Below are 14,939 nucleotides of genomic sequence, written 5' to 3' on the forward strand. Positions count from 1 at the left end.
CGTGTTCGGACGTCGCAAGAAGGGCAGTGCCGCCGAGGACGCGGCGGGCGAGGCCGAGCAGGTCGTCGACAGTGTCGACACTGAGGCGGACGAGGCGGAGCGGGAGCGCGTGAGGCTCGAGCCGGAGCCGCGGCCCGACGGACCCTGGGACGACTCGGAGGTGCGGGACCCCGCCGAGGGCCGCGTGGACCTGGGTGGTCTCTTCGTGCCCGGAGTCGACGGCATGGAGCTGCGGGTCGAGGTCGCGGGCGACGCGATCGTCGCGGCCACCGTCGTCCTCAAGGACAGCGCCATCCAGTTGCAGGCCTTCGCCGCCCCCAAGCGTGAGGGCATCTGGGGCGAGGTGCGCGAGGAGATCGCCACCGGCATCACCCAGCAGGGCGGTGTCATCGACGAGGTCGAGGGCCCGCTGGGCTGGGAGCTGCGGGCGCAGGTGCCGGTGCAGCTGCCGGACGGCACGGGTGGTTTCCAGGTCGTGCGGTTCGTCGGCGTGGACGGGCCCCGCTGGTTCCTGCGTGGAGTGATCTCCGGGCAGGGCGCCGTGCAGCCGCAGGCCGCGGGCCTGCTGGAGCAGATCTTCCGGGACACGGTCGTCGTACGCGGTGAGGGTCCGATGGCCCCGCGCGACCCGATCGTCCTGAAGCTGCCGAACGACGCGCAGATGGTGCCCGAGGGTGTCCAGCAGGAGGAGCAGAGCGGTTCCCGCTTCTCCGGAGGCATGGGACAACTGCAGCGCGGACCGGAGATCACCGAGGTCCGCTAGAGCCTGTCCGCCGGTTCACTCCGCGGGCAGAACAGCCACACGGCTTCAAAGGGCCGCATCCCTCGACGGGGGTTGCGGCCCTTTCGTGTGCGCGGACCCTTCGGCGGGTTCTCGTGCGAGATCCCTTGACGGGCAGTTGGTCTGTACCTATGGTCTCGGCCCAGCGCCTATGTTCACGCAGGCGTTCATCGTTCACATACGAGAACGGATGGCCCCCCACCATGCGCCGTACCGCACTCCTCGCCACCGTCACCGCCCTCGTCGCGGGCGCCCTCGTCTGGCCCGCCGCCCGACAGGCCGACGCCGCCCCCGTCACCTTCGCGCACCCCGGAGTGACGGTCTCCAAGAGCCAGCTGGACTTCGCCCGCACCCAGGTCAACGCCGGGGCCCAGCCCTGGAAGGCCGCGTACGACCAGATGATGGCGAGCAAGTACGCCGACCTGAACCGCGTCCCGAAGCCCCGCGCGACCGTGGAGTGCGGCTCCTACTCCAACCCCAACTACGGCTGCACGGACGAGCGCGAGGACGCGATAGCCGCGTACACCGACGCCCTCGCCTGGTACATCACCCGCGACGACCGGTACGCGAAGAAGTCGATCGCTCTGATGGACGCATGGTCGGCCGTGATCAAGGAGCACACCAACAGCAACGCGCCCCTGCAGACCGGCTGGGCCGGCTCCTCCTGGCCCAAGGCCGCCGAGCTCATCAAGTACACCTACACCGGCACCTGGGCCAACTCCGGCCGCTTCGCGACCATGCTGCGCACCGTCTACCTCCCCGAGGTCATCAACGGCTCCAACTCCAACGGGAACTGGGAACTGTCGATGATGGAGGCCGCCGTCGGCATCTCCGTCTTCCTCGAGGACCGGACGTCGTACGACAAGGCCATCGCGAAGTTCCGGACCCGTACGGCCGCGTACGTCTACCTCTCCTCCGACGGGGCGCTGCCCAAGACCGTGCCGAGCCAGAACCTCGACACCACCGCGAAGATCGTCAACTACTGGCAGGGGCAGTCCACCTTCGTCACCGGCCTCACTCAGGAGACCTGCCGCGACTTCACGCACACCGGGTACGGCATCTCGGCCATCTCGCACATCGCCGAGACCAGCCGGATCCAGGGGGAGGACCTGTACGGCACCGATGTCGGCGAGCGGCTGCGGCAGGCGCTCGGATTCCAGTCGAAATACCAGCTGGGCGAGGCGGTGCCGAGCTGGCTGTGTGGTGGTTCCCTCACCCTCGGGCTGGGTCCGGTGACCGAGACCGGCTACAACGCCCTGCACAACCGCCTGGGCATCGCCATGACCAACACCCAGAAGCTGACCGAGCAGAACCGGCCGTCCGGCAGCAACAACCTCTTCGTCGCCTGGGAGACTCTCACCGACGGGGACAACCCCAACTGACGCCCTCTCCGGCCGGGCGCCCCGGTGCCGTCACCGGGACGCCCGCACGGCGGGGGAGGCAATCGCCCGGCTGACCGGGGAGGGACATGAGCCAGGTCGAGGTCGCCACGAAGACCATGGTGCGCGTCGAGAACGTGCATCGCTGGTACGGCGGTGGAGCCGACGTCGTACCCGCCCTGCGCGGAGTCTCCTTCGACGTGCCACGTGGCGAACTCGTCGCCCTCACCGGCCGCCCCGGGTCCGGCAGAACCACACTCCTCAACCTGGTCGGCGGGCTCGACGAACCGGACGCGGGGCGGATCACCGTCGACGGGCTCGCACTGGAGGGGCTCGGCGAGGACGGCCTGCTGGAACTGCGCCGGGACCGGATCGGCTTCGTCTTCCAGCCCCTCGGGCTCATCCCGCTGCTCACCGTCGCCGAGAACATCGGTGTGCCGCTGCGGCTGCGCGGGATCGCGGAGCACGCGCGCGAGGAGCGGATCACGCGACTGCTCTCCCTCGTCGGGCTCACCGACCACGCGGCGCGCCGACCCGGGGAGCTCACCGGCGGGCAGCAACAGCGCGTGGCGATCGCGCGCGCCCTCGCGGGCGACCCCGCGCTCCTCGTCGCCGACGAGTTCGCGGCCGGACTCGACGCGGCGACCGGCCGTGCCCTGATGGAGCTGCTGCACACACTCGTCCACGGCGAACAGGTGACGGCGCTGGTCGCCCCCTCCCGGGCGACCCCGCTCGACCTGGCCGATCGGGTCCTGGAGCTCTGCGACGGAGAGATCGTCGAGCACTGAGCCGAGCACTGAGCCGAGCACTGAGCCGAGTGCGGGGCCGAGTGCGGGGCCGAGTGCGGGGCCGAGCAGGGCCCGGACCAGCGCATCAAGGTGGTGTCGGCCGGCGCATCCGGGTGGCGTCGAGCGACGCATCAGGGTTGCGTCAAAGACGGCCGTCCGCCGACTTCCCACCCCATTTGTCGAGATTGTTGGCCGTAAGGTCGACGCTGCGTATACAGCGGTGACAGGAAGACAATGGGGCCATGGGACGCGGCAAGCTTCGGATCTACCTCGGTGCGGCACCGGGCGTCGGCAAGACGTACGCGATGCTCTCGGAGGCGCACCGCCGGGTGGAGCGGGGCACCGACTGCGTCGTCGCCTTCGTGGAACACCACAACCGGCCGCGCACCGAGGTGATGCTGCACGGCCTGGAGCAGGTTCCGCGCAAGCATCTCGACTACCGCGGCTCCGCCTTCACCGAGATGGACGTGGACGCCGTGCTGCTCCGTGCCCCGGCCGTCGCCCTGGTGGACGAACTCGCGCACACCAATGTCCCCGGCTCCCGCAACGCCAAGCGCTGGCAGGACGTGGAAGAGCTGCTCGCCGCGGGGATCGACGTCGTCTCGACCGTCAACATCCAGCACCTGGAGTCACTGGGCGACGTCGTGGAGTCCATCACGGGCGTACGGCAGCGCGAGACCGTCCCGGACGAGGTCGTACGGCGGGCGGACCAGATCGAGCTGGTCGACATGTCGCCACAGGCGCTGCGCCGTCGTATGGCGCACGGCAACATCTACAAGTCCGACAAGGTCGACGCGGCGCTGTCCAACTACTTCCGGCCCGGCAACCTGACCGCGCTGCGCGAGCTGGCGCTGCTGTGGGTGGCCGACCGGGTCGACGAGTACCTGACCGAGTACCGCAGTGAGCACCGGGTCTCGAAGATCTGGGGTTCGCGGGAGCGGATCGTGGTCGGGCTGACCGGTGGTCCCGAGGGGCGCACACTGATCCGCCGGGCCGCGCGGCTCGCGGAGAAGGGCGCGGGCGGCGAGGTCATGGCCGTCTACATAGCCCGCAGCGACGGACTGACCTCCGCCTCGCCCAAGGAACTGGCGGTCCAACGCACGCTGGTGGAGGACCTGGGCGGCACCTTCCACCACGTCGTCGGGGACGACATACCGGTCGCGCTGCTCGACTTCGCGCGCGGGGTCAACGCCACCCAGATCGTGCTCGGCTCCTCGCGCCGCAAGACCTGGCAGTACGTCTTCGGGCCCGGCGTCGGCGCCACCGTCGCCCGGGAGTCGGGCGCCGACCTCGACGTCCACATCGTCACCCACGACGAGGTCGCCAAGGGGCGCGGCCTGCCGGTCGCCCGGGGTGCGCGGCTCGGCCGCTCCCGGATCATCTGGGGCTGGGTGGTCGGCGTGGGCGGCCCGGTGGTGCTGGCCCTGCTGCTGAACACCATCGACCTCGGCCTCGCCAACGACATGCTGCTGTTCCTGACGGTGACGGTCGCGGCGGCGCTGCTCGGCGGGCTCTTCCCGGCTCTCGCCTCGGCGGCCTTCGGATCGCTGCTGCTGAACTACTTCTACACGCCGCCGCTGCACCGGCTGACGATCGCCGACCCGAAGAACATCGTCGCCATCGCGATCTTCGTCGGGGTCGCCGTCTCCGTGGCCTCCGTCGTGGACCTCGCCGCCCGGCGTACGCACCAGGCGGCCCGGCTGCGCGCCGAGTCGGAGATCCTCTCCTTCCTCGCGGGCAGCGTGCTGCGCGGCGAGACCAGCCTGGAGGCCCTGCTGGAGCGGGTCCGGGAGACCTTCGGCATGGAGTCGGTCGCCCTGCTGGAGCGGGCCGGCGACGTCGACCCGTGGACGTGCGCGGGCAGTGTGGGCCCCCGGTCGCCGAAGCGGCCCGAGGACGCGGACGTGGACATGCCGGTCGGCGACCACATGGCGCTCGCGCTCTCCGGACGCGTCCTGCCCGCCTCCGACCGCCGGGTGCTCGCCGCCTTCGCCGCCCAGGCCGCGGTCGTCCTGGACCGCCAGCGCCTCCAGCACGAGGCCGACCAGGCCAAGGAGCTGGCCGAGGGCAACCGCATCCGCACCGCGCTGCTGGCCGCCGTGAGCCACGACCTGCGGACCCCGCTGGCCGCGATCAAGGCCGCCGTGTCCTCGCTGCGGTCCGACGACGTGGCCTGGTCGGAGGAGGACCAGGCGGAGCTCCTGGAGGCGATCGAGGAGGGCGCCGACCGGCTCGACCACCTCGTGGGCAACCTGCTCGACATGTCCCGCCTGCAGACCGGCACGGTCACCCCGCTGATCCGCGAGATCGACCTGGACGAGGTGGTCCCGATGGCGCTGGGCGGCGTACCGGAGGACAGTGCCGAGCTGGACATCCCCGAGACGCTCCCCATGGTCGCCGTCGACCCCGGTCTGCTGGAGCGCGCGGTCGCCAACCTCGTCGAGAACGCCGTCAAGTACAGCCCCACCGACGAACCGGTCCTGGTGTCCGCGAGCGCCATGGCGAACCGGGTGGAGGTACGCGTGGTGGACCGCGGCCCAGGCGTCCCCGACGAGGCCAAGGACCGCATCTTCGCGCCCTTCCAGCGCTACGGCGACGCTCCCCGCGGCGCGGGCGTGGGTCTCGGGCTCGCGGTCGCGCGGGGCTTCGCCGAGGCGATGGGCGGCACACTGAACGCCGAGGACACCCCTGGCGGCGGACTCACCATGGTGCTCACGGTCCGGGCGGTGGACAGCCTGCCCGACCTGGCCACGGCAACAGCAGAAAGGCAGGCTTCATGACCAGGGTGCTCGTGGTCGACGACGAGCCGCAGATCGTACGTGCCCTCGTGATCAACCTGAAGGCACGGCACTACGAGGTCGACGCGGCCGCCGACGGCGCCGGCGCGCTCCAGCTCGCCGCCGCCCGCCATCCCGATGTCGTCGTTCTCGACCTCGGGCTGCCCGACATGGACGGCGTAGAGGTGATCAAGGGGCTGCGCGGCTGGACCCGGGTGCCGATCCTGGTGCTCTCGGCCCGGCACTCCTCGGACGAGAAGGTCGAGGCGCTCGACGCGGGCGCCGACGACTACGTCACCAAGCCCTTCGGCATGGACGAACTGCTGGCCCGGCTGCGCGCCGCGGTGCGCCGCGCGGAGCCGACCGGGGGCGGCGAGGACGACGTCGTCGTCGACACCGAGGACTTCACGGTCGACCTGGCCGCCAAGAAGGTCAACCGGGAGGGACGGGACGTACGGCTCACCCCCACGGAGTGGCACCTGCTGGAGGTGCTGGTGCGCAACACCGGCCGCCTGGTCAGCCAGAAGCAGCTGCTCCAGGAGGTGTGGGGACCGTCGTACGGCACCGAGACCAACTACCTGCGGGTCTACATGGCACAGCTGCGCCGCAAGCTCGAGGTGGACCCCTCGCATCCTCGGCACTTCATCACGGAGCCGGGGATGGGATACCGGTTCGAGAAGTAGTCCTCGCGGGAAGGGGTACACAGCGGGTAGGGATGCAGGAAGGACAGCGCGGAAGAGCACTGGTGGGCGCACGCGTTCAACCGACGTCAGTGCTCCCCGGTACGCTTTCGGTATGAGTGCTGTTCCTCGTTCCGAAAAGCCGGCGGGCCGGTTCCGGCGCATGATCGACCGGCTCTCCTCATCCCAGGAGGACCTGGAGTCCGAGGAGCTGCGCGAGGACTCCGAGACCGCGGGCTGTACCCGGATCGGTGACTGCCACGACCGACAGATCGTCACGGTTACTGGTACCTTGCGCACGGTCACTCTGCGTCCACGGGCCGGAGTCCCGGCCCTGGAGGCCGAGCTGTTCGACGGTTCGGCCGCCCTGGACGTGGTCTGGCTCGGCAGGCGCTCCATCGTGGGCATAGAGCCGGGACGCAAGTTGATCGCCTCGGGCCGGATCTCGATGAGCCGGGGCCGTAGGGTGCTGTTCAATCCGAAGTACGAACTCAGACCCCTTGGACGGGAGTAGCCGGTGACGTCGCTCGACAAGCCGACCGAAGACGCCCAGGCCGCCCAGCAGGATGCGCGGGCGGTGACCGAGGCCGCACTCTTCGAGGCGTTCGGCGGCGTGCGGGGCATGGTCGAGACGGTGGTGCCCGGCCTGCTCTTCGTCACCATCTTCACGATCAACAAGAACCTGCACTGGTCGGCGATCGCCGCCCTCGGGGTGTCCCTGCTGCTGGTCGTGGTCCGCCTCGCGATGCGGGACACCGTCAAGCACGCCTTCAGCGGCGTCTTCGGCGTCGCCTTCGGCGTGGTGTTCGCGATGATGACGGGCAACGCCAAGGACTTCTATCTGCCGGGCATGCTCTACACGCTCGGCCTGGCCATCGCCTACATCGTCACGACCCTCGCGGGCGTGCCTCTGATCGGTCTGATCCTCGGCCCGGTGTTCAAGGAGAACCTCTCCTGGCGCACCCGCAACCCCGGCCGCAAGAAGGCGTACGCGAAGGCCAGTTGGGCCTGGGGCCTGATCCTGCTCGCCAAGTGCGCGATCCTCTTCCCGCTCTACTGGTGGGCCAACACGGCGCAACTGGGCTGGGTCCTGATCACGCTGAAGATCCCGCCCTTCCTCCTCGCCGTCTGGCTGACCTGGGTGTTCCTGGCCAAGGCCCCCGCCCCGATCGACGTGTTCGCCGAGATGGAGGCGGAGGAGCAGGCCGAGAAGGAGCGCAAGGCCGCCCTCGGGAACGAGTCCGGTGACGAGGCCACCGCCGGCCGTCACCGCCGCGACGCGTAGGGGTTTCCCGTACGACGTGGTTCCCTGCACCACATGGTTCCCCGCACCACGTGGTTCCCCGTACGACGTCGGGGGCGCCCGGAGATCTCCGGGCGCCCCCGACGTCGTATCGGAGCTGTCGGAGCCGACTAGCTCGTCGCGTCGTCGCGGCGGACCGAGAGCAGGTCCTCGAGCTGTTCCTCGCGGGCCTGGGCGGCGACGAAGAGAAGTTCGTCGCCCGCCTCCAGGGAGTCCTCCTGGGAGGGCGTGAGGACGCGGGTGCCGCGGATGATCGTGACCAGGGAGGTGTCCTCGGGCCACTCCACGTCGCCGACCTGCGTGCCGGCCAGGGCCGACTCCGGCGGGAGGGTCAGCTCGACCAGGTTCGCGTCGCCGTGGCTGAAGCGCAGCAGCCGGACCAGGTCGCCGACGCTCACGGCCTCCTCGACCAGGGCCGACATCAGACGCGGGGTGGAGACCGCCACGTCCACGCCCCAGGCCTCGTTGAACAGCCACTCGTTCTTCGGGTTGTTCACACGGGCGACGACGCGCGGGACGCCGTACTCGGTCTTCGCGAGCAGTGAGACGACCAGGTTGACCTTGTCGTCGCCGGTGGCCGCGATGACCACGTTGCAGCGCTGCAGCGCCGCCTCGTCCAGCGAGGTGATCTCGCAGGCGTCGGCGAGCAGCCACTCCGCCTGCGGGACGCGCTCGACCGAGATGGCGGTCGGCGCCTTGTCGATCAGCAGAATCTCGTGCCCGTTCTCCAGGAGCTCGCCCGCGATGGAGCGACCGACGGCACCGGCACCGGCAATGGCGACCCTCATCAGTGACCGCTCTCCTCTTCGGGGCCCTCGGCGAACGACGCCTCGACCTTCTCGACGTCGTCCGTGCGCATCATCACGTGCACCAGGTCGCCCTCCTGCAGCACCGTCTGAGAGGTGGGCAGGATCGCCTCGCCCAGCCGCGTGAGGAAGGCCACACGCACCCCGGTCTCGTCCTGGAGGCGGCTGATCTTGTGGCCGACCCAGGCGGCGGAGGCGTGCACCTCGGCGAGCTGCACCCCGCCGGTGGGGTCGCGCCACAGCGGCTCGGCACCCGAGGGGAGCAGCCGCCGCAGCATCTGGTCGGCCGTCCAGCGGACGGTGGCGACGGTCGGGATGCCCAGACGCTGGTAGACCTCGGCGCGGCGCGGGTCGTAGATGCGCGCCGCGACGTTCTCGATGCCGAACATCTCGCGGGCCACCCGGGCGGCGATGATGTTCGAGTTGTCACCGCTGGAGACGGCGGCGAAGGCGCCTGCCTCCTCGATGCCCGCCTCGCGCAGGGTGTCCTGGTCGAAGCCGACTCCGGTGACACGACGGCCGCCGAAGCCGGAGCCCAGTCGTCGGAAGGCGGTGGGGTCCTGATCGATCACAGCGACCGTGTGCCCCTGTTGCTCCAGGGTCTGGGCCAGGGCGGAACCCACTCTTCCGCAGCCCATGATGACGATGTGCACGACCGTCCTTCCGAATGTAAATGGTTACGGCTCAGGCTAAACAGGGTCTCAGACCGCCGCCCAAGCTACACACGCGCGGTCGATCAGGGGCACCCCTTGTGCACGTTCGCCTGTGCGTTCTCGGGGATCAGTGGCGATTGAAGCTGCGCACGCTGAGAAGAGTCAGGATTCCGAGGCCGACGAGTCCTGCGGTGGCGCCGATGAGCTCAGCGGTCACGTGCATGGAACCTCCATAGTGGGATAAACAGGGGCTTTGTCATATAGGCATGCGGAAGTGCGAGGCCGCGGAATCCGCAACGGGGCCCCTCCCCGTTTTCACTCGGAGAGCAGATGTCGAGCGGCGGGTGGGCGACCCCCCGTTCGAACGCTTACGATCCTCTGCGTGTCCAAACTGACCGACGTGCCCAAACGGATCTTGATCGGGCGCGCACTGCGCAGTGACCGGCTCGGGGAAACCCTGCTGCCGAAGCGCATCGCACTCCCCGTCTTCGCATCCGACCCGCTCTCCTCCGTGGCCTACGCACCTGGGGAAGTGCTTCTGGTCCTCTCCATCGCGGGCGTGTCGGCCTACCACTTCAGCCCCTGGATCGCGCTCGCGGTCGTCGTGCTGATGTTCACGGTGGTCGCTTCCTACCGGCAGAACGTGCACGCCTACCCCAGTGGTGGCGGCGACTACGAGGTGGCCAACACCAACCTCGGCCCCAGGGCCGGCCTCACCGTCGCCAGCGCGCTGCTCGTCGACTACGTCCTGACCGTCGCCGTGTCGATCTCGTCCGGCATCGAGAACCTCGGCTCCGCCATCCCCTTCGTGGTCGAGCACAAGGTGCTGTGCGCCGTCGTCGTCATCGTGCTGCTCACGCTGATGAACCTGCGCGGAGTCAAGGAGTCCGGAAAGCTCTTCGCGATTCCGACGTACGTCTTCGTCGCGGGCGTCTTCATCATGATCGCGTGGGGCGCCTTCCGCGGGCTCGTCCTGAACGACACCATGCGCGCGCCGACCGCCGACTACCACATCAAGGCCGAGCACCAGGGGCTCGCGGGCTTCGCGCTCGTCTTCCTGCTGCTGCGCGCCTTCTCCTCCGGCTGCGCGGCGCTCACCGGCGTCGAGGCGATCTCCAACGGTGTCCCCGCCTTCCGCAAGCCCAAGTCGAAGAACGCCGCGACGACGCTCGCGGCGATGGGCCTGCTGGCCGTCACCATGTTCTGCGGCATCATCGCCCTGGCCATGTCGACGAAGGTCCGGATGGCCGAGAACCCGGCCACCGACCTGATCCACAACGGCGTCCCGATCGGCTCCGGCTACGTCCAGAACCCGGTGATCTCACAGGTCGCCGAGGCGGTCTTCGGCAAGGGCAGCTTCCTGTTCATCGTGCTCGCCGCCGCCACCGCGCTGGTCCTGTTCCTCGCGGCCAACACCGCGTACAACGGCTTCCCGCTGCTCGGCTCGATCCTCGCCCAGGACCGCTATCTGCCGCGCCAGCTGCACACCCGCGGCGACCGCCTCGCCTTCTCGAACGGCATCGTCCTGCTCGCGGGCGCCGCCACCCTCCTGGTCGTCATCTACGGCGCCGACTCGACCCGGCTGATCCAGCTCTACATCGTCGGCGTCTTCGTCTCCTTCACGCTCAGCCAGACCGGCATGGTCCGGCACTGGAACCGCCACCTGCGCACCGAGAAGGACCCGGCCAAGCGCAGCCACATGATCCGCTCCCGCGCGATCAACGCCTTCGGCGCCTTCTTCACCGGCCTGGTGCTGGTCGTCGTCCTCGTCACCAAGTTCACGCACGGCGCCTGGGTCGCCCTGCTCGGCATGGTGATCTTCTACGCGACGATGAGCGCGATCCGTAAGCACTACGACCGCGTCGCCGAGGAGATCGCCGCACCCGAGGGCCCCTCCGACGACAGCGTCCGCCCCTCCCGCGTCCACTCGGTGGTCCTGATCTCCAAGATCCACCGTCCGACCCTGCGTGCCCTCGCCTACGCCAAGCTGATGCGCTCCGACACCCTCGAAGCGCTCAGCGTCAACGTCGACCCGGCCGAGACCAAGGCCCTGCGCGAGGAGTGGGAGCGGCGCGGCATCGACGTACCGCTGAAGGTCCTCGACTCGCCGTACCGCGAGATCACCCGGCCCGTCATCGAGTACGTGAAGGGCCTGCGCCGGGAGTCCCCGCGCGACGCGGTCTCGGTCATCATCCCCGAGTACGTGGTCGGCCACTGGTACGAGCATCTGCTGCACAACCAGAGCGCGCTGCGGCTCAAGGGCCGGCTGCTGTTCACGCCCGGTGTGATGGTCACCTCGGTGCCCTACCAGCTGGAGTCCTCGGAGGTCGCGAGGAACCGGGCCCGCAAGCGGCAGGAGTGGAACGCGCCGGGTGCGGTGCGCCGGGGTCCGGCGGAGGAGCGCCCGAAGGAGTCCTCGAACACCAAGGGCTGACGGCCCTGCCATCGCAGAGGCTGACAGCTTTGTGGTGAGCGGCCGGGCAACGTCCACGTAGACTGGTGGGCTGTTGTCCGGCCGTTCGCGGTTCCGCGACCCCTTCCTCATCCCCTTTCGCATCTGGAGTCACCCCGCCATGCAGGCAGAACCGAAGAAATCGCTGGTGGGGGAGGAGTACGAGGTCGAGATCGGCCCCGTGGCCCATGGCGGGCACTGCATCGCCCGTACGGACGAGGGCCAGGTCCTCTTCGTCCGGCACGCCCTGCCCGGCGAGCGCGTCGTCGCGCGTGTCACGGAGGGCGAGGAGGGCGCGCGCTACCTGCGCGCGGACGCGGTGACGATCCTCTCGGCGTCCAAGGACCGCGTCGAAGCCCCCTGCCCCTACGCCGGTCCCGGCCGCTGCGGCGGCTGCGACTGGCAGCACGCCAAGCCGGGCGCGCAGCGCCGCCTCAAGGGGGAGGTCATCGCCGAGCAGCTGCAGCGGCTCGCGGGCCTCACGCCCGAGGAGGCTGGCTGGGACGGCACGGTGATGCCCGCCGAGGGCGACAAGCTGCCCGCCGGCGAGGTCCCGGCCTGGCGCACGCGCGTCCAGTACGCCGTGGACGCGGACGGCAACGCCGGACTGCGCCGCCACCGCTCGCACGAGGTCGAGCCCATCGAGCACTGCATGATCGCGGCGCCGGGCGTGAGTGAACTCGGCATCGAGGAGCGCGACTGGTCCGGCATGGCCTCGGTCGACGCGATCGCCGCGACCGGCTCCCAGGACCGCATGGTCATCCTGGAGCCCCGCCCCGGCGCCCGCCTGCCCCTCGTGGAACTCGACAAGCCCGTTTCCGTGATGCGCGTCGAGGAGCACGACGGTGGCATCCACCGCGTCCACGGCCGCGCGTTCGTGCGCGAGCGGGCCGACGGCCGTACGTACCGTGTCGGCAGCGGCGGCTTCTGGCAGGTCCACCCGATGGCGGCCGACACCCTGGTCAAGGCCGTCATGCAGGGCCTGATGCCGCGCAAGGGCGAGATGGCGCTCGACCTGTACTGCGGTGTCGGCCTCTTCGCGGGCGCCCTCGCGGACCGCCTCGGCGACAAGGGCGCGGTCCTCGGCATCGAGTCCGGCAAGCGCGCGGTCGAGGACGCCCGGCACAACCTCACCGCCTTCGACCGGGTCCGCATCGAACAGGGCAAGGTCGAGTCGGTCCTCCCGCGCACCGGCATCACCGAGGTCGACCTCATCGTCCTCGACCCGCCCCGCGCCGGCGCCGGCAAGAAGACGGTCGAGCACCTCTCCGCCCTGGGCGCCCGCCGCATCGCCTACGTCGCCTGCGACCCGGCGGCGCTCGCCCGCGACCTCGGGTACTTCCGCGACGGCGGGTACAAGGTGCGGACGCTGCGGGCGTTCGATCTCTTCCCGATGACGCATCATGTGGAGTGCGTGGCGATTCTGGAGCCTGCGGCAAAGGGCTCCTGACCCGCCGTTTTGCGTGTCCGTACGAGGCGCGGTGCGGGCGCTACGGGAGCACGGCATCCACCCGCGACGTGTCGCACCCGGTCGGGGCCTGCGGTCAGAACGGGCCCTGGAGCGTGCCCAGTCTGTCGGTCAGGCGCAGATTCTCGGAGTAGTCGACCGGGCAGGCGATCACGGAGACCGTGTCGTCGTCGAGGGCGCGGCGCAGCACGGGCAGCAGTTGGTCGGCGGACTCGATCGCGTAGCCGCGTGCGCCGAAGCTTTCGGCGTAGGCGACCAGGTTCGGGTTGGTGAACCGGGTGTGGCTGTGGCGGCCGAGTTCGAGTTCCATCTTCCAGGTGATCAGGCCGTATTCCTCGTCCACCAGGACGAGGACGACCAGCGGGACGCGTTCGCGGACGGCGGTCTCCAGTTCCTGCGAGTTCATCAGGAACGAGCCGTCGCCCATCATCGCCAGGACGCGTCGGTCCGGCCGGGCGAGCTTGGCGGCGATCGCGCCCGGCAGTGAGAACCCCATGGTGGACAGGCCGTTGGAGACCAGACAGGTGTCCGGTTCGTAGGCGGGGTAGAGGCGGGCCATCCACATCTTTCCGGCGCCGGTGTCGGCGAGCACGATGTCGTGGCGGTCCAGCGCGGTGCGGACATCGGTGACCACGCGCTGCGGCACCAGGGGGAACGCGTCACTGTCGCGTCCGTACTGGAGTTCTTCGTCGAGGAGCGTACGGATCTTCTCGCTGCTTCCCGAGTCGAAGGTGAGCCCCTCGGGCAGCGCTGCCGCCAGTGCGTCCAGCGCCTCTGAGGGGTCCCCTTTGACCCCCACTGCCACCGGGTAGTGGGCGTCCACCTCGGCGGGGAAGCGGTGCACGTGAAGGATCCGCTTGTCGCCGTTCGGGTTGATCTTGACCGGGTCGAACTCCTGGATCTCGTAACCCACGCAGATCAGTACGTCGGCCGCGTCGAAGCCGAAGTTGCCGTAGTCGTGGCGCATGAAGCCGATCGCGCCGAGAGCGTTCGGGTGATCGTCGGGGAAGACGCCCTTGCCGTGGAACGTGGTCGCGACCGGGATGTTCAGCCCCTCGGCGAACCGCACCAGGGCGGCCGAGGCCCCGGCTCTGGCGGCACCGTGGCCCGCCAGCACGACGGGATGCCGCGCCGTGGTGAGCACCTCGACCGCCCGCGCGATCTGGGAGGAGGACGGCGCGTCGGCGCGCACCGCGTCGATCTGCAGGGGTGCCAGCGGCTCGGTCGGACGCGCTGCTTCGATGTCCTCCGGCACGGCCAGGAACACGGCGCCGGGACGCTCGCTCTGCGCGGTCTTGAACGCCTTGCGTGTCATCTCCGGCACCGCGTCCGGACACTCGATCTGGGCCGCCCACTGGGTGACGGGAGCGAACATCGACACGAGGTCGATGACCTGGTGCGACTCCTTGTGGGTGCGGCGCAGCGACCCCTGCGCGGCCAGGGCGACCATCGGCGCGCTGTTGGTCGTGGCGTCGGCGGTGCCGAGCAGCAGATTGATCGCGCCGGGCCCCAGCGTGGCCGAGCACACCCCGGCCCGGCCGGTCAGCCGCCCGTAGATCTCCGCCATGAACGAGGCGGCCTGCTCGTGGCGCACCAGGACGTACCGGATCCCGGAGCCGTTCAGGGCGTCGACGAAGCGGATGTTCTCCTCACCGGGAATCCCGAAGACGTACTCCACACCCTCGGCCCGCAGACAACGCACCAACAGGTGCGCGACGTCCTCCACCGCTGCCGTGTTCCGCGACCCGGTCGCGTCTTCGCTGCCCATGGGACGAACGTAGGCACGCCCGCCTGCCCCGGCCACTCGTCAGCCGCCGGCGGGGCCATTCGGAGGCGTTGTGGTGGCGCCCGT

12 protein-coding genes are annotated in these 14,939 nt (G+C 69.9%); 9 read left to right on the plus strand and 3 right to left on the minus strand.

The annotated features are described in order from the left end of the window. Window position 1: 1 nt before the first annotated feature. The 7 genes from FNV62_RS37315 to FNV62_RS37345 all read left to right on the plus strand — a co-directional run bounded on the left by FNV62_RS37315 (window position 2) and on the right by FNV62_RS37345 (window position 7,690). On the plus strand, window positions 2-763 hold the full coding sequence (locus FNV62_RS37315) for a DUF3710 domain-containing protein (RefSeq protein WP_054229932.1): 762 nt from the start codon (window positions 2-4) through the stop codon (window positions 761-763). Window positions 764-984: 221 nt separating this feature from the next. Beyond that, window positions 985-2,163, plus strand: coding sequence for an alginate lyase family protein (locus FNV62_RS37320; protein ID WP_054229933.1), 1,179 nt, complete (start codon window positions 985-987; stop codon window positions 2,161-2,163). Between the two features lie 86 nt (window positions 2,164-2,249). Further along, a complete protein-coding gene (locus FNV62_RS37325) occupies window positions 2,250-2,948 on the plus strand; it encodes an ABC transporter ATP-binding protein (protein WP_143603152.1) in 699 nt (232 codons plus the stop codon). A 242-nt stretch (window positions 2,949-3,190) separates the two neighbouring features. Beyond that, window positions 3,191-5,728 (plus strand): sensor histidine kinase, encoded by a 2,538-nt coding sequence (locus tag FNV62_RS37330; RefSeq protein WP_143603153.1) that lies wholly within the window; start codon window positions 3,191-3,193, stop codon window positions 5,726-5,728. Continuing rightward, complete coding sequence (locus FNV62_RS37335) at window positions 5,725-6,408, plus strand: response regulator (RefSeq protein WP_054237129.1); 684 nt, start codon at window positions 5,725-5,727, stop codon at window positions 6,406-6,408. The genes FNV62_RS37330 and FNV62_RS37335 overlap by 4 nt, the downstream gene beginning before the upstream one ends. A 112-nt stretch (window positions 6,409-6,520) precedes the next feature. Next, complete coding sequence (locus FNV62_RS37340; protein ID WP_079090087.1) at window positions 6,521-6,919, plus strand: OB-fold nucleic acid binding domain-containing protein; 399 nt, start codon at window positions 6,521-6,523, stop codon at window positions 6,917-6,919. A 3-nt stretch (window positions 6,920-6,922) separates the two neighbouring features. Continuing rightward, entirely contained in the window at window positions 6,923-7,690 is a 768-nt protein-coding gene (locus FNV62_RS37345; RefSeq protein ID WP_060900258.1) for a DUF3159 domain-containing protein, read from the plus strand. A gap of 128 nt (window positions 7,691-7,818) precedes the next feature. On the opposite strand, the gene FNV62_RS37350 is transcribed toward FNV62_RS37345, so the two are convergent. Then, on the minus strand, window positions 7,819-8,496 hold the full coding sequence (locus FNV62_RS37350; protein WP_054237132.1) for a potassium channel family protein: 678 nt from the start codon (window positions 8,494-8,496) through the stop codon (window positions 7,819-7,821). Further along, window positions 8,496-9,167, minus strand: coding sequence for a potassium channel family protein (locus FNV62_RS37355; protein ID WP_054237133.1), 672 nt, complete (start codon window positions 9,165-9,167; stop codon window positions 8,496-8,498). Before FNV62_RS37355 ends, FNV62_RS37350 begins: the two co-directional genes overlap by 1 nt. A gap of 382 nt (window positions 9,168-9,549) precedes the next feature. On the opposite strand from FNV62_RS37355, the gene FNV62_RS37360 reads away from it, so the two are divergent. After that, window positions 9,550-11,601, plus strand: coding sequence for an APC family permease (locus FNV62_RS37360; protein WP_097286546.1), 2,052 nt, complete (start codon window positions 9,550-9,552; stop codon window positions 11,599-11,601). A gap of 139 nt (window positions 11,602-11,740) precedes the next feature. Then, window positions 11,741-13,069: a class I SAM-dependent RNA methyltransferase gene (locus tag FNV62_RS37365; RefSeq protein WP_097289250.1), complete on the plus strand. Its 1,329-nt coding sequence runs from the start codon at window positions 11,741-11,743 to the stop codon at window positions 13,067-13,069. Between the two features lie 94 nt (window positions 13,070-13,163). Here FNV62_RS37365 and FNV62_RS37370 read toward each other — a convergent pair whose 3' ends face one another. Beyond that, window positions 13,164-14,855: an acetolactate synthase large subunit gene (locus tag FNV62_RS37370; protein WP_143609396.1), complete on the minus strand. Its 1,692-nt coding sequence runs from the start codon at window positions 14,853-14,855 to the stop codon at window positions 13,164-13,166. Window positions 14,856-14,939 lie beyond the last annotated feature (84 nt).

Origin of the sequence: Streptomyces sp. RLB3-17, assembly GCF_007113425.2 — a bacterium.
GTDB lineage: Bacteria > Actinomycetota > Actinomycetes > Streptomycetales > Streptomycetaceae > Streptomyces > Streptomyces mirabilis_D.